The following is a 14,306-nucleotide window of genomic DNA, read 5'->3' as shown; positions in this document are numbered from 1 at the left end:
TTTACCGCCGGGTTCGCGCCGCGTGGCAGAAGGTGCCGACATAGCCTCCACTCGTCAGTTTCCCCGATCGAAACGGCTTGACGCGCTCGGGCAGCACAAAGGCTACCAGTCATAAACTTGTCTTTTAAAACAGAATGTTAGATTTAAATCGCGCAGAACCCAGGCAGCTCCGCCAAACGGCCGACCTCGGGCGAATGCCATATTTGCCAAGCAATAATCAAGCGTTTCCTGTACTCTGGCTGGCCGTATTACGTTTATGAAGGTAAATGGCAGCCATGCGTATCAAAGCATCCCACTCGAAAGCCAAACCCGCCCCAGCCGTTGAAACGAGCGATTCGATCAACGCGCAGATTGCAGCTTTCCTGAAGTCCGGCGGTGAAATCCAGCAAATTGCCAAAGGCGTGAGTGGCCAGACCTTCGCACCTTCCAAGCAGATCAATCTCGGTAAAAAGTAAAACCGCGCCCTGCCTGTCGATCTCTATGCGCCTTGACGCTCAAGGCGCTAGATTGACGATCCTTCGCTGGATATTCTTCCGGTCACGCTGCTACTCTCTCCTCTGATATCACTATGACCACGAGCTGGATCACGCTCTGGACGTTATCTCCTTTGTGGAATGCTCGAATGAAGAACTGGATGCTTTTCGGCGCACTTGTCTACCTTGGCGGCTGCGCATCGCACCACTGCGAAAACGGTCCCAATGACAGTCAGCTCACCGACAGCCCATGCCGGGCGGGGCATCTGCTTTATCAGAACGACATGCTCCAGGCCAAGTTGCTGATCAGCGAAGACGACCGCGAAAACTACGAGCTGGCCGAAGCCATGCTGCGCCGTGCCGCACTCGACGACGCATCGGGCGAAGCCGAGTTCTACCAGGCCGTACTGTTGATCCGCCAGCAGGCCGATCAAAAACAGATTATCGAACTGCTGCAGACTGCGGCAAAGCACAAGCATCCACTGGCCATCGCCCTGCTCTCGCAACAGCTGAGCGTCAGCGACCCGAAGCTTGCTGAACGTTACCAGGCCGAGTACTCCCAACTGGACGTTGCCAAGAGCGGCTACCCGTCATTTCAACAGGCGCTGGTAGTGATTCGCGGCCTGGTCATCCCCTCGGCGCGCACCACTGCGGCTAACTGACACACAACGGATCGACGAACGGTGCGCCCGCGGTCCATTTCAACGGTATCCTTGCGAGGCTCTAGCTCGCGGCTTGTGTCGGCTCCTGAGCCATTTTTGATACGCCATCCCTGACCACACTCCTCGCAGATCAAGGAGTGAGCCATGCTCAGCCATCGCTTACATGTGCTGTCTTTCAGCGCCATGCTTGTCTGTCAGTCTGTCTCTGCCCAGGTTCTGGAGCGGGATTTGGGCGACTTCGACCTGAAACTGGCAACTACGCCCACGCGCAGCATGGCGCAAGGCCTTGTGACGCCCAGCGGCGGCTCGGGCTCTTTTCATGGCGGACTGGACCTGACCCACGAGAGCGGCTTCTACTTCGGCCAATGGGCACCGAACATGGGTTTTGCTTCCGATTCAGGGATGGAACTTGACTCCTACATGGGCTTCAAGAAACCCTTCGATAATACCTTGGGCTATGAACTGGGGATGATTCGTTACAGCTACCCCGATACCAGCCAGATCGACAGTCACGAGTTCTACGCCGGACTGCGCATGCGAAACAGCCGCATCGGCGCAGCATTCAGTAACGATGTTGGCACACGCGACAGCACGGTATTTGTCGACCTTGGGGCTATCGAGCAACTGGGTGTGGGCGTGCGCATGCAATACGCCAATCATCAGTTCGACACCCCGCAGTCTTCCGCCGACGGCGGGTTGATCAACGGTTTCAACGACTGGTCGCTTAACCTGTCACGCCCCTGGCTGGGCATTGACATGAACCTCATCTACAGCGGCTCAAGCCTGAGCGGCGGCGATTGCAGTGTCTACAGCGGCCACAACGCGCGCTGTGAAGGGACGTTTACGCTCAAAGCGGTGCGCTCGTTCTTTTAAAGGCTCAAACCGGTTGAACTGCCAGACGCTACACTCCTCTACTGCACGTCAGTACGCCAAGGAGTTGTCATGCAGTCTTTATTCAAAGCCCTCATCACCCTGTTGATGACCGTTGCGCTGCTTGCAGGATGCAATCAGGTTGGACTGGCGTATCGCAATCTCGACGTCATCATCCCGTGGACGCTCAGCGACTACCTGGACATGAATTCGGAACAGAAAAGCTGGCTGGATGTGCGCCTCAAGCAACACTTGAGCTGGCATTGCAGTACCCAGTTGCCGGAGTATCTGACCTGGCTGGACAAGCTTGAGGATATGGTCAAAACCGACCAGGTGACATACGAGGGGCTGGAGGCCCGCACTCGCGAAGCCAAAGAGGCGATAGCGAAAATATCGAAGGAAATTACCCCGTCTGCTGTGGAATTGCTCTCACGCTTTGATGACAAGCAAGTGCAAGAGATGCAGGAGTCGTTTGCCAAGGATCAGCGTAAACGTGAAAACAAATACCTTGAGCAACCACTGGAACGCCAGGTTGCCGAGCGCGCCGACCGCATGCAAAAACGCCTGACGCCATGGATAGGCAAGCTGAATCAGGCGCAGAAAGACCGGATTCAGGCCTGGTCCGCCTCGCTTGGCGAGCAAAACAAGGCGTGGATTGAAAACCGTACTCGCTGGCAGAACCTGTTTCTGGCGACCGTGCAACAACGTCAGGCCAGCGATTTCCCGCAACGTATTGCTGCGCTATTGCAAGACCGTGAGACCTTCTGGACGCCCGAGTACCGCAAGGCGTATGACCAGACCGAGAAGGCAGCGATATCGCTGATTGTCGACGTTACCGCCATGAGCACACCGGAACAGCGTGCAAAACTGCTGAGCCGCATCGCCGACATGCGCAAGGACTTCACTGACCTGGATTGCCTCAAGTCACAGCAGTGATCCGATAGCACTCCCACCATCGCGCCCTCCCGCTATCGTGCCCCCTGCGCCCAGACATGCGCGTGCGGTGCGGAGCAAAATCGTGACGCGGAGCGTCACCCAAGGCATTCCCACGCGGGAGCGTGGGGAACGATAACCATCTCACCACAACTATCGTGCGCCGCTCCGCGTCGCATGCCGCTCTGGACGCTTTGCGTCCGGTCTTGAACCGGCACGCAGAGCATCTCGGGTATCAGGCAATCTGTGGCTTTTTAGCGATGGCGTCGAAGAGCGCGGGGTCAAGCGGGTCGCCTGCCTGCTCATTCAGTACCTGCCGTGGGTGATCATTTCCCGGAATGCTGCTGTCGATCAAAGAAAGCAGGCTTGCGCCGCGCTTTGTCAGCATGTAGCTCGAGCCATCACCGCCCTCCTCGCCAGGACGAGGTTCGATGTAACCGCGATTAAGCAGCGTCTCAAATTCAGTGGCTGTCGATTTGGCGCCGTCGTTCTGCACTTCGTGCAATAAACGCTCGATAAGGTCCCAGTTGTAAGTCATTTTTCTAAACCTCCGTCCAGCATGGATTGATCGCCCATGACATCCAGCCACAGGCATACGACTCAGAAAATGTGACCTGCGGGGTTTGTCGCGGTTCAGAGAAGCTGCTGGAAGGTATAACGGGGGGGTTGTTCTGCGCAGGTGGCAGACAGAGGAGAAGCTGACCGCTCCCGCCTGCGCGGGAGCGATCATGGCAATCACTCGGCAGCCGGGGCCGGGGTGCTGCGTTTTTTCAGCGGCGCCATGCCGTCCTGGCTGACCAGATCGGACTTGGGACGGTTGACCGTCTTGCGCTTGGTCGGCCCCTTGGCCGCTGTCTTTTTCTTGTCGCCCTTGGCGTCAGTCTTTTTCTTCTTCACGCCTACAGCCTTGCCCGATGCCTTGACCTTCTTCGGCCCGCCGTAGGTGCCTTTGACTTCCTTGATGACACGACGCTCAAAGCTCTGCTTGAGGTAGCGCTCGACGCTCGACATCAGGTTCCAGTCGCCATGACAGATCAGCGAAATCGCCAGACCGTCGCTACCCGCACGGCCGGTACGACCGACGCGGTGGACGTAATCGTCACCGCTGCGCGGCATGTCGAAGTTGATCACCATGTCCAGACCTTCAACATCAAGACCGCGAGCCGCCACATCGGTCGCGACCATGATCTTGGCACCGCCCTGCTTCAGACGGTCGATGGCCGCCTTGCGGTCCTTCTGGTCCTTGTCGCCGTGCAGCACGAACGCCTTGTATTCCAGCGCCACCAGACGGCCATACAGACGGTCGGCCATAGCCTTGGTATTGGTGAAGATAATGGCTTTCTGGTAGGTCTCGTTGGCCAGCAGCCAGTTCAGCACCTGCTCTTTGTGCACGTTGTGGTCGGCGGTGATGATCTGGTGGCGTGTGCCGGAAGCCAGCTCACTGACGCTGTTCACTTGCAGATGCTGCGGATCCTTGAGCACCTTGCCGATCATTTCACGCAGGCCGGCACCACCGGTGGTTGCGGAGAACAGCATGGTCTGCTCGCGACCGGCACATTCGCCTGCCAGACGCTCGACGTCTTCAGAGAAGCCCATGTCCAGCATGCGGTCGGCTTCGTCCAGCACCAGCACTTCAACGTGCTTGAGGTCCAGATTGCCTGCGTTCAACTGCTCCAGCAGACGCCCCGGCGTGCCGATCAGAATGTCCGGAACCTTGCGCAGCATGGCGGCCTGAACCTTGAAGTCCTCGCCACCGGTGATCAGGCCGGCCTTGACGAAGGTGAACTGCGAGAAGCGCTCGACTTCCTTGAGGGTTTGCTGAGCCAGCTCGCGGGTAGGAAGCAGGATTACCGCACGGATATCGACACGGACCTTGGCCGGGCCGATCAGGCGGTTGAGGATCGGCAGCACAAATGCCGCGGTCTTGCCGCTACCGGTTTGCGCTGTCACCCGCAGGTCACGCCCTTGCAGTGCGAGCGGAATGGCGGCCGCCTGCACAGGCGTAGGCTCGACAAATTTAAGCTCGGCCACAGCTTTAAGCAGGCGTTCGTGCAGGGCGAATTCGGAAAACACGGGTGCTACCTCGACGAAAAACAAAAATACAGCTGCATAGCGTAACGGTTTCGAGCGCCGGGGCCGAGTTTCTTTACCACCAAAGGTCGATTTTGTTTATGAATTGCCCGGTGAAGCACCGCCGCAAGCAGCACAATCGAACCGCTGAAGGTGATCAACCAGCACGCCTCAGCACACCGGCAGCACAATATCCACCACCAACCCACCGCCCGGCCGATTGCGCGCAGCAATCTGGCCACCGTGCATTTCAACGGCACGCAGCGCGATGGCCAGGCCCAGACCGAAGCCTTGCGCGGTATTGTCGGGGCCACGCTCAAAGGGCTGAAAAATACGTTGCAGGCAATCGTCATCCACGCCCGGCCCCTGATCAATGACATTGACCGTCAAGCACGGCGGCTGCGCCTGAACATTGGCAACCACCACTACATCAGTGCCCACCGCCGTGTGGCGAACCGCGTTGCGGATCACGTTTTCGAATGCCCGGTAAAGCAATTCGCTGTCGACCTGTGCCACAAAAGGTTCGGGGGCCTGCAGCCTGACCCGACACTGTTTCAGGCCAGCCTCGAACGCGGCATCCTCGACGATGGCGGCCAGCAGGCTGATGACATCGACCGTCTCTCGCTCCAGGCTTTCGGCATCGCTCTGCATGCGCGCCAGGGTCAGCAGCTCCTCGATGAGTGCGTCCATCCGTTCCGACTCGCGTTCGATCCGCTCGAGCATGTCCAGTTGCGTCGGCGCCTGACGCAACAGGCCAATGGCGGCGCTCATGCGGGTCAGCGGTGAACGCAGCTCATGGGAAATGTCATGCAATAGTTGCTGCTGAGAGTCGGCCATGACTTTGAGCTGATTGGCCATACGGTCGCAGTCCTCGGCCAGATCGACGATTTCATCGCGCCGGCCGCCCATGTCGGGTTTCACCCTGGTGTCGAAACGACCTCTGGCGACCTTGCCCATCGCCTCACGCAACTTAATCAGCGGTGCCACCAGATAGGCGCTGAGGAACCAGCTGAACAGCGCACTCATGAAGGTTCCGGTGATCAGTGGGTTAAGGTGGGAAGGCCGATCTTCGTGGTTGGGCCGTTGGGTGGCCCTGATGTTTACGACTGTGCCTTCCCTTGTGTGCACGGCCATTTCGAAACGCGGATTATCTACCGGCTTGCCCGCCAGCAACCGGCCCTTTTCATCGTACAGCCCGACCCGGTCCTGCCCGTCAGGCTGCCAGGCATCGAGCAACGCCTGCCCTGCGGGAATGCCCGACTGTTGAAGCATGCGCACTTCGTTGTCGAACACGGTGCTGAACGAGGGGTCGCCCGGTCCTGACCGGGACAGCATGAACAAGCCCGCACCGACCATGAAGGTCAGGCTGGTCGCCAGCCAGAACGCCAGAAAAAGCTTCCAGAACAACCGGCTCGGTCTCATGGCGTAATCAACAGGTAGCCCAGATTGCGTACGCTCTGTATCCAGCTCTGGTTATCGTTGCGCGGCCCGAGTTTGTGGCGAATGCTGCTGATGTGCACATCGATGCTGCGGTCATAGCGGGCCAGCGGCCGCCCCAGTGCGTTCATTGACAGGTTCTGCTTACTGACCAGTTGCCCGGCATGACGCGCCAGCTCCTCCAGCAGGCAGAACTCGTTGCCGGTCAGTTCAAGCGTCACGCCCTGCCAGCGTGCTTCACGTTTGCCCGGCCAGAGCGTCAGGTCACCGGCCTGAATCACCTCCCTGACCGTCTCGACCACCGGCACCGCCCTCACCCGGCGCATGATCGCCCGCAGACGCGCCACCAGTTCGCCCGGTGAACTGGGCTTGGGCACGTAGTCATCAGCACCCAGCTCCAGCCCGGAAATACGGTCGATATTGTCGCCACGGGCCGTCAGCAGAATCACCGGCACCTGGCTTTGCGCGCGGATGCGCCGAAGCACTTCGATCCCGGACATGCGCGGCATCATGATGTCGAGCACAACAATGTCGTGACGACCGGACAGCGCCTCGATCTCCCCTTCCTCCGCACTGTTGGTGCAGGTCACAGTGAAGCTTTCACGGGTCAAGTACTGGCTGAGCATTTCGGTCAGTTCCCGATCATCGTCGACAAGCAATACGCGAGTCATGGCAGGCCCTTGATTGGTGGTTGCCGATTATCCCGGCGCCGCTGCAGCGTGTCAGCCAGGCCTGATGATCTTTACCTAACCTTACACCGCGTTAACCGTCCCCAACATGCCCTCCCCCTATGCTGCGCAGCCAACAGCGCCCGCCGGACCGGCCCTTTCTGGCGTGTCATCGGCAGCGCTCAAATGCCTTTGTCGCCGCTTTCTGGAAAGGGTTTGATGATTTCTTCTCGTCTGCTTCTATCGTTCTGCCTGTTATTCAGCGTCCCGCTGGCACACGCCGACACTTTTTCCATCTCGGACATCCGCGTCAACGGCCTGCAACGCGTGTCTGCCGGCAGCGTATTCGCTGCACTGCCGCTCAATGTCGGCGATCAGGCCGATGAACAGCGTCTGGCCGACGCGTCGCGCTCACTGTTCAAGACCGGTTTCTTTCAAGACATCAACGTTGCACGCGATGGCAATGTGCTGGTGATCAATGTAGTCGAACGCCCTTCTATCGCCAGTATCGAGATTGTCGGCAACAAGGTCATCAGTACCGACGACCTGATGAAGGGGCTCAAGCAGTCGGGGCTCAGTGAGGGCGAGATATTCCAGCGCGCCACGCTTGAAGGCGTGCGCAATGAACTGCAACGGCAGTATGTCTCCCAGGGCCGCTACAGTGCCTCGGTCGATACCCAGGCGCTGCCTGCACCACGCAACCGCATTGCCCTGAAAATCACCATCGACGAAGGGACGGTGGCGTCGATCCAACACATTAACGTGGTCGGCAACACCGTGTTCTCCGATGAACAACTGGCTGATCAGTTTCAGCTCAAGACCAGCAACTGGCTGTCGTTTTTCAAGAACGATGACAAGTACGCCCGCGAAAAACTTTCCGGCGACCTGGAACGACTGCGCTCCTGGTACCTGGACCGCGGCTACATCAACATGGATATCAACTCGACGCAGGTGTCGCTGACGCCTGACAAGAAAGGCGTGTTCATTACCGTCAACATCACCGAAGGCGACCGGTATACGGTGGGCAGCGTCAAGCTGGGCGGCGACCTGAAAGTGCCGAAGGACCAGCTCGAACAACTGATTCTGGTCAAACCGGGCCAGGTGTTTTCACGCAAGGTCATGACTGACACCACCAACCTGATCACCCGTCGTCTGGGCAACGATGGCTACACATTCGCCAACGTCAATGGCGTGCCGAAAGCCAACGAGGCCAATCACACCGTCGATATCAGTTTCGTGGTCGACCCCGGCAAGCGCGCCTACGCCAACCGCATCAACTTTCGCGGCAACACCAAGACTGCCGATGAAGTGCTGCGCCGCGAGATGCGCCAGATGGAAGGCGGCTGGGCGTCGACCTACCTGATCGACCAGTCGAAGGTGCGTCTGGAGCGTCTGGGTTTCTTCAAGGAAGTCAACGTCGAAACGCCTGCTGTGCCGGGCACCGACGACCAAGTGGACATCAACTACGCCGTCGAAGAACAGGCCTCGGGCAACATCACCGCCAGCGTAGGCTTTGCCCAAAGCGCCGGGCTGATACTCGGGGGCTCGATCTCGCAGAACAACATCCTCGGCACCGGTAACTTCGCCAGCCTCGGCATGACGCGCTCCGAGTACCAGACCAAGTACAACTTTGCATTCACCAACCCATACTTCACGCCTGACGGTGTAAGCCTGGGCTACAACGTTTTCTACAACGCCACTGATTACAGCAAGTATTACGACGATGATGACGAGGTGTCCTACTACTCGCTCAACAGCGTCGGTGCGGGGGTCAACCTCGGCTACCCGATCAGCGAAACCTCGCGCCTGACCTACGGTTTGTCGATCCAGCACGACACCCTCGACCCCGGCAGCTACAGCGCCGACGAGATTTACGACTTCATCGAGCGTGAGGGCTCGTCATTCACCAACCTCAAGGCCAGTGTCGGCTGGTCGGAATCGACCCTCAACAAAGGCGTGCTGGCCACTCGCGGTCATTCACAAAGCCTGACCCTGACCAGCACCGTGCCGGGCAGTGACCTGCAGTTCTACAAACTCGACTACAACGGCCAGACCTTCCTGCCGCTCAGCGACGCCACCTCGCTGCGCCTGCATACCAAACTGGGCTACGGCAACGGTTACGGCGAAACCGACGGCCTGCCGTTCTACGAAAACTATACGGCGGGCGGCCAGGCCACCGTGCGCGGCTTCAAGGACGGCACGCTGGGACCACGCAATACCCCGTCGACCGGCACCTACGCCAGTCAGGGGCAGATCTACTATTCCGACCGCGACACCGAAGCCCTGGGCGGCAACATCCTGATCACCGGCGGCATGGAATACCTGTTCCCGATGCCTTTCGTCAAAGACCAGAAATCCCTGCGCACCTCGCTGTTCTGGGACTTCGGCACAGTCTACGCCGACAAGTGCTACCTGAGCACCACGCAGAACTGCGGCAACATCAATATCGACCAGATGGCCAGTTCGGTCGGCGTCGGCGTGACCTGGTACTCGCCGCTCGGCCCCCTGAGCTTCGACCTCGCCGTGCCGATCAAAAAGCCCGAAGACGCCGAGACCCAAGTGTTCCAGTTCTCGCTGGGCCAGACCTTCTGAAACGCTGGCCTTTTAAGCATGAATCAGGCGGTCTTTACCCAGCATTACCTGGCCCGGACCGCGCTTTACATCCCGTCGTTGAATACTGCCTGCACTACTCATCAGGTCAGGAGTCGTTACATGAGCCGCGAAATCAGACAGATCACCCCCGATGTGCAGGAAATCATCCAGCACGCCCTGCGCTCACTGCTGGGCAAAGGCTTCGTCATCGCGCTGTTCGGCAGCGAGGATGCAACCGGGGCCATGCACTACCACCTGCGTATCGACCACGACGCCACGGGGCTTGGCATCGAGCATCACGACAACGTCGAAGACGGTTTCATTGACGACATCTTTCTGCTGGCCACGCGCATGAAAGCCATGCTCAAGCAACGTGAAACCCTGAATCGCATGCACGGCGGTAGCCAGGCTACGGGTCAGGTGCGGGTGCTGACCTGGATCACCGAGGACAGCAGCCAGACAGTGCTGCAAACGGCCGAGGACGCCGGGCGTGAATGTTTGAGCGCATTGCGGGGGCGGCGAATAGCGAGTTGATACGGGCTGCCCTGGCTAATCATGGTGACAAAAACTGTCCCTGTCGCTGTGTACTGTCACTTCCACACTCACCGGGGGGAGATGACTGATGCAGCGGATTCAATACAGCAAATACGGGGGGCCGGAGTTGATGCGGCTCGATAATTTCGAGTTGTCCGCGCCCGGAAAAGGCGAGGTGGCTGTACAGGTCAGGTTTGCGGCTATTAATCCAATCGACTGGAAACTGCGCAACGGCATGATGAAGATCGTCACGGGCAACGCGTTTCCCCGGGCGATGGGCATGGACTTCTCGGGTACCGTCATCACGGTTGGCGCGGATGTCACCCGGCTCAAGGTCGGCGATGCGGTGCTGGGGCTTGCACGTTTCAAGGAAAGCGGCGCATTTGGTCAGGCTGTCGTGACCAGGGAAGCGTTTCTGGCTAAAAAACCCGAGTCGCTCTCTTTCGAAGATGCAGCCTGCATCGGCACGCCGGGCATCACCGCCTGGAATGGGCTGATCGACAAAGCGAAGCTGCAGGCAGGCCAGCATGTATTCATCAATGGCTGCTCGGGAGCGGTCGGCGAAGCAGCGGTGCAGATCGCGCGTTACTTCGGCGCTACGGTTTCAGGCAGTTGCAGTGCTGTGGATTTCGACCGGGCGAAGGCGCTGGGCGTACAGAATGTCTACGACTATAAAACCACCCACGTATCGGCTATTCCCGCACGTTTCGACGTGGTGTACGACACCGCCGCCACGCTGACGGTATCGGAAGGCGTTGAGATGCTACGACCGGGCGGGGTGTTTCTGGACCTGAATCCTGGCCCCGGCAAGTTCATACGCGCCCTCTTCGATCGCAGGCTCAAGCCAATCATAGGTTCGCCACGCGTCGAGATTCTGGATAAGCTGGCCGAAGCTGCCAGCAGGGGCACCTTCAAGATCCCGGTTGGTGAAGTGGTTACCTTGAGCAGCGCAATCACACTGATCAACGAACTTGAGAAAGGTCGCAAGCTCGGTGGCAAAGGTGTTATCGCGATGGAGTAGGCATGGCCAGAAGTCATCGTTTGTTTGAATTGATGCAAGCGCTTCGTCGGCATCGCAGAACGGTATCAGGCGCGTCTCTTGCGCAGGAACTGGGCGTTTCACTGCGTACCATCCGCCGCGATGTTGCGACCCTGCAAGGCATGGGTGCTGATATCGACGGCGAGCCGGGCCTGGGGTACATCCTCAAGCCCGGTTTTCTATTGCCTCCATTGTCGTTCACGGAAGAAGAAGTGCAGGCGCTGATGATCGGTGCGCAATGGGTCAGTCGCCAGACGGACGACAAGTTCGCCTTCGCCGTAAAAAATGCCCTGGCCAAAATCAGCGCCGTTTTGCCTGTAGAGATGCGCCCGACACTGGAAGACGAAACGTTCTACATCAGCAAACCGCTCAGCGCTTCAACGACCATCGACCTGAGCGAAATCCGTCGTGCGCTACGCGACCAGTGCAAGCTGAGCATCACACTTTCGATAGAGCATGCGCCCAAAGACCCGCAGGTCATCTGGCCGATCATGCTCGGCTTCATCGAGTCCAGGCGTCATTTGGCGGCCTGGTGTGAGGGCGACAGTCGCTACCGGGTAATCGACATGGATGACATCGCGCAGGCGCAAGTGCTGACTGAACGCTACACGCGCAACCGCCGCCAACTTATCAAGGAGTGGCGAGCACTGGAGGTTCTGCCTTGCAACGTCCGGGGCGAGACCTGCTGATACACCCGCTGCACTCGCAACACTCTGCCTGCCCCGCATGAGCAGAAACAGCGGCACTGTTTCATCGGTCAGCTTTTCGATCTGCCCGGATCCGCGCGCTCAGTATCCCGCTGCCTTGGCCAATTGCCGCAACCCGAACTCCGGCGCGATGCGACTCAGCAAATAAAGCATCTGGCTTAAGCCTGGGCGAATCTCGGTCTTTCCTGCTGCGATACCTGCCATTGCCTGATCTGCCAGCTTGGCGAGTGGCATAGGTGCCGGGCCTTTGGCAGCGTGCTCGCTTACCAGGTTGTTGAACAGCGCTGTGTCGGTACTCGGCGGAGCAATTTCGATCACTTTGAGCGAGGTGTTTTTTAATTGCACGCGCAATACGCGAGTGTAGGCATGTAACCCGGCTTTCGCGGCGCTGTAGACCGGAGACGCAGGAAAGGGAACGAACGCTAACCCTGAACTGATGTTGACGATCATTGCCTGGGGCCGGCTGAGAAGGTGCGGGAGAAACTGCTGCACCATTCTGATTGGGCCATTCAGGTCAACGTCGACTTCAAGCGCTACATCATCCAGCGAGCGGGGTTCAGAAAGTTCGATGTTGCGCATGATGCCTGCATTGTTCACCAGAATATCCAGCGTCGGAAATTCCTGCATCAGTTGCTCATGTAACCTCACGATGTCCCCTGGTCGACCGACGTCGCTGCGTATTGCCTTTACATCCGGCAACTCGCGCTGGGCTGCCTGTAATCCTGCCTCGTCACGCCCTGTAACGATGACCACATTTCCCATGGCCAGAAAGCGGCGGGCGAGTTCAAGGCCTATACCGCGGGTACCGCCGGTGATCAGTACAGTCTTTGAGCTCACGTTCATTACAGCAACTCCCCTACTGACTTGCTCTCATAAAAAAGATCAGGACTACTTTGAATACTGCGACTGTGAGCAACGCAGCCTGGAGCGCACGTTTGAAGCTTCGAACCTGTCACGGCCTGCAGACGCAGGCCGCGACCCGGTGTTTTGATCAAGCCAGCGTGATGACGAGCTTGCCGGTCACGCGCCCGGCGGCGCTGATCGCTTGAGCATTGGCAACTTCCCCGAGCGAAAAGGTTTGCTCGATACGCAGATCAAGCGCTCCCATCTCATACAGGTGCGCCGCTTCTTTAAACGCCCGCTCGGGATGGTCGAGCGATTTCGCGGAGAAAACCACGCCATGCTGCGGGGCCGACACATCAGAAATGGACACGACCCGACTGGCATCGCCGACAATGGCAACCAGTTCAGGCACGCTGCCAGCTCCGGCCAGGTCCAGCGCGGCATTGACGCCGTTGGGTGCCAAGGCCTGGACTCTGGCGGCCAGGCCGGGTTCGTAGGTGGTCGGCAAAGCGCCCAGGCTGCGAAGGTACTCATGCTTGGGAGCACTCGCCGTACCGATCACGATGGCACCGCGATGCAGTGCCATCTGGATGGCGGCAGACCCGACACCACCTGCCGCGCCCGTTATCAGGAGTGTTTCGCCAGCCTTGATATTGACGTGATCGAGGATGCGGGTCGCAGTTTCAACAATGACAGGCAAACCACCTGCCACCTCGATTGGCATGTTGCGCGGCACAGACGCCCAACTTCTCAGGACGGCCTGTTCCGCAAAAGTATTTCGTCCGTAGCCAAAAACGACGTCACCGACCGCAAATCCTGAAACACCCTCACCGACCTCATCAATGATGCCTGCCGCCTCTGAGCCGACCCCGGCGGGAAAGGTAACGGGCATGAAGTCATGAACATACCCCGCGCGTATTTTCCAATCGATGGGATTGACACCGACCGTCTGCACTTTAATGCGCACCTCACCCGGCCCAGCGTGCGGAGGATCTATGTCGACGATCTTCAATACATCGGTGCCACCATATTCGTTGAACTGAACGGCTTTCATAAGTAGTCCTCTTACTGCGTCAATAACTGTCGGGAGTGGAATTTCCGTCGTTAGGCTGTGCATAAATTCGCTACAGCGACTTTTTGAAACAGATGCGGGCGAAATACCGCCGATGGCGGATGGGCCTTGGTGATCTCGCGGAAATCGGGGTGTTTGAAAGCAGTGCGCCAGGACTGCGCAGACTCGAACACTGCGTAGTTGAGATACGTTGGGCTGTCTCCCAAGGCGCGATGTAGCTGCGTCGAGATGAAGCCAGGCTGTTTTTTCATGAACGCAGCGTCAGTTGCCCACGCGATGAGAAAGGCTGCTTCGTCCTCAGCTGACATCGTGCAGACGTTGATTAACACAATGGGGGCAGCATCGATTCCCATCTGTTGGCTTAATGGAAACGACGGATCAAGCGGCTCAACACTGGACATGGTGA

At 58.5% G+C, this 14,306-nt stretch carries 15 protein-coding genes; 8 read left to right on the top strand and 7 right to left on the bottom strand.

Annotation, left to right across the window (positions count from 1 at the left end; all coding sequences use genetic code 11):
- Positions 1 to 266 precede the first annotated feature (266 nt).
- From RYC18_RS04025 to RYC18_RS04010, 4 genes are all read left to right on the top strand, one after another.
- Positions 267 to 455: a hypothetical protein gene (locus RYC18_RS04025; protein WP_002554403.1), complete on the top strand. Its 189-nt coding sequence runs from the start codon at positions 267 to 269 to the stop codon at positions 453 to 455.
- Positions 456 to 622: 167 nt separating this feature from the next.
- Positions 623 to 1,135: a hypothetical protein gene (locus RYC18_RS04020; RefSeq protein ID WP_004657591.1), complete on the top strand. Its 513-nt coding sequence runs from the start codon at positions 623 to 625 to the stop codon at positions 1,133 to 1,135.
- 144 nt (positions 1,136 to 1,279) lie between these two features.
- Positions 1,280 to 2,008 carry a TorF family putative porin gene (locus RYC18_RS04015; protein WP_005734007.1) on the top strand — a complete coding sequence of 243 codons (729 nt, stop codon included), beginning with the start codon at positions 1,280 to 1,282 and terminating at the stop codon, positions 2,006 to 2,008.
- Between the two features lie 69 nt (positions 2,009 to 2,077).
- Entirely contained in the window at positions 2,078 to 2,941 is an 864-nt protein-coding gene (locus RYC18_RS04010; protein ID WP_002554406.1) for a DUF6279 family lipoprotein, read from the top strand.
- A 232-nt stretch (positions 2,942 to 3,173) separates the two neighbouring features.
- Here the strand turns inward: RYC18_RS04010 and RYC18_RS04005 are convergent, their stop codons facing one another.
- From RYC18_RS04005 to RYC18_RS03990, 4 genes are all read right to left on the bottom strand, one after another.
- Positions 3,174 to 3,476: a hypothetical protein gene (locus tag RYC18_RS04005; protein ID WP_316883430.1), complete on the bottom strand. Its 303-nt coding sequence runs from the start codon at positions 3,474 to 3,476 to the stop codon at positions 3,174 to 3,176.
- A 197-nt stretch (positions 3,477 to 3,673) separates the two neighbouring features.
- Positions 3,674 to 5,011, bottom strand: coding sequence for a DEAD/DEAH box helicase (locus RYC18_RS04000; RefSeq protein ID WP_002554408.1), 1,338 nt, complete (start codon positions 5,009 to 5,011; stop codon positions 3,674 to 3,676).
- A 168-nt stretch (positions 5,012 to 5,179) separates the two neighbouring features.
- Complete coding sequence (locus tag RYC18_RS03995; RefSeq protein ID WP_004657581.1) at positions 5,180 to 6,415, bottom strand: ATP-binding protein; 1,236 nt, start codon at positions 6,413 to 6,415, stop codon at positions 5,180 to 5,182.
- Positions 6,416 to 6,426: 11 nt separating this feature from the next.
- Complete coding sequence (locus tag RYC18_RS03990) at positions 6,427 to 7,116, bottom strand: response regulator transcription factor (protein ID WP_002554410.1); 690 nt, start codon at positions 7,114 to 7,116, stop codon at positions 6,427 to 6,429.
- Positions 7,117 to 7,332: 216 nt separating this feature from the next.
- On the opposite strand from RYC18_RS03990, the gene bamA reads away from it, so the two are divergent.
- The 4 genes from bamA (at position 7,333) to RYC18_RS03970 (ending at position 11,967) form a co-directional block, all read left to right on the top strand.
- The gene (bamA, locus tag RYC18_RS03985; RefSeq protein WP_316883421.1) at positions 7,333 to 9,705 is read left to right on the top strand and encodes an outer membrane protein assembly factor BamA; all 2,373 of its coding nucleotides are present in this window, start codon (positions 7,333 to 7,335) and stop codon (positions 9,703 to 9,705) included.
- Between the two features lie 120 nt (positions 9,706 to 9,825).
- On the top strand, positions 9,826 to 10,239 hold the full coding sequence (locus tag RYC18_RS03980; protein WP_316883419.1) for a hypothetical protein: 414 nt from the start codon (positions 9,826 to 9,828) through the stop codon (positions 10,237 to 10,239).
- Between the two features lie 88 nt (positions 10,240 to 10,327).
- The gene (locus RYC18_RS03975) at positions 10,328 to 11,260 is read left to right on the top strand and encodes an NAD(P)-dependent alcohol dehydrogenase (protein WP_316883416.1); all 933 of its coding nucleotides are present in this window, start codon (positions 10,328 to 10,330) and stop codon (positions 11,258 to 11,260) included.
- Between the two features lie 2 nt (positions 11,261 to 11,262).
- Positions 11,263 to 11,967: a YafY family protein gene (locus RYC18_RS03970; protein WP_316883414.1), complete on the top strand. Its 705-nt coding sequence runs from the start codon at positions 11,263 to 11,265 to the stop codon at positions 11,965 to 11,967.
- Between the two features lie 99 nt (positions 11,968 to 12,066).
- Here RYC18_RS03970 and RYC18_RS03965 read toward each other — a convergent pair whose 3' ends face one another.
- The 3 genes from RYC18_RS03965 to RYC18_RS03955 form a co-directional block, all read right to left on the bottom strand.
- Positions 12,067 to 12,828 carry an SDR family NAD(P)-dependent oxidoreductase gene (locus RYC18_RS03965; protein ID WP_316883413.1) on the bottom strand — a complete coding sequence of 254 codons (762 nt, stop codon included), beginning with the start codon at positions 12,826 to 12,828 and terminating at the stop codon, positions 12,067 to 12,069.
- Between the two features lie 148 nt (positions 12,829 to 12,976).
- Positions 12,977 to 13,882, bottom strand: a complete 906-nt coding sequence (locus RYC18_RS03960; RefSeq protein ID WP_316883410.1) for an NADP-dependent oxidoreductase — start codon at positions 13,880 to 13,882, stop codon at positions 12,977 to 12,979.
- Between the two features lie 50 nt (positions 13,883 to 13,932).
- Entirely contained in the window at positions 13,933 to 14,301 is a 369-nt protein-coding gene (locus RYC18_RS03955) for an antibiotic biosynthesis monooxygenase family protein (protein WP_122258307.1), read from the bottom strand.
- Between the last annotated feature and the right edge of the window lie 5 nt (positions 14,302 to 14,306).

It is taken from the genome of Pseudomonas syringae group sp. 247E2 (assembly GCF_032587795.1).
In the GTDB taxonomy this organism is placed as follows: domain Bacteria; phylum Pseudomonadota; class Gammaproteobacteria; order Pseudomonadales; family Pseudomonadaceae; genus Aquipseudomonas; species Aquipseudomonas amygdali.
This window is presented reverse-complemented; position numbering and strand designations above follow the sequence as displayed.

What these genes read in the sequence shown, in the direction of transcription:
- RYC18_RS04025 (WP_002554403.1), top strand. Translation starts at nt 267, where the DNA reads ATGGCAGCCATGCGTATCAAAGCATCCCACTCGAAAGCCAAACCCGCC.
- RYC18_RS04020 (WP_004657591.1), top strand. Translation starts at nt 623, where the DNA reads ATGAAGAACTGGATGCTTTTCGGCGCACTTGTCTACCTTGGCGGCTGC.
- RYC18_RS04015 (WP_005734007.1), top strand. Translation starts at nt 1,280, where the DNA reads ATGCTCAGCCATCGCTTACATGTGCTGTCTTTCAGCGCCATGCTTGTC.
- RYC18_RS04010 (WP_002554406.1), top strand. Translation starts at nt 2,078, where the DNA reads ATGCAGTCTTTATTCAAAGCCCTCATCACCCTGTTGATGACCGTTGCG.
- RYC18_RS04005 (WP_316883430.1), bottom strand. Translation starts at nt 3,476, where the DNA reads ATGACTTACAACTGGGACCTTATCGAGCGTTTATTGCACGAAGTGCAG.
- RYC18_RS03990 (WP_002554410.1), bottom strand. Translation starts at nt 7,116, where the DNA reads ATGACTCGCGTATTGCTTGTCGACGATGATCGGGAACTGACCGAAATG.
- bamA (WP_316883421.1), top strand. Translation starts at nt 7,333, where the DNA reads ATGATTTCTTCTCGTCTGCTTCTATCGTTCTGCCTGTTATTCAGCGTC.
- RYC18_RS03980 (WP_316883419.1), top strand. Translation starts at nt 9,826, where the DNA reads ATGAGCCGCGAAATCAGACAGATCACCCCCGATGTGCAGGAAATCATC.
- RYC18_RS03975 (WP_316883416.1), top strand. Translation starts at nt 10,328, where the DNA reads ATGCAGCGGATTCAATACAGCAAATACGGGGGGCCGGAGTTGATGCGG.
- RYC18_RS03970 (WP_316883414.1), top strand. Translation starts at nt 11,263, where the DNA reads ATGGCCAGAAGTCATCGTTTGTTTGAATTGATGCAAGCGCTTCGTCGG.
- RYC18_RS03965 (WP_316883413.1), bottom strand. Translation starts at nt 12,828, where the DNA reads ATGAACGTGAGCTCAAAGACTGTACTGATCACCGGCGGTACCCGCGGT.
- RYC18_RS03960 (WP_316883410.1), bottom strand. Translation starts at nt 13,882, where the DNA reads ATGAAAGCCGTTCAGTTCAACGAATATGGTGGCACCGATGTATTGAAG.
- RYC18_RS03955 (WP_122258307.1), bottom strand. Translation starts at nt 14,301, where the DNA reads ATGTCCAGTGTTGAGCCGCTTGATCCGTCGTTTCCATTAAGCCAACAG.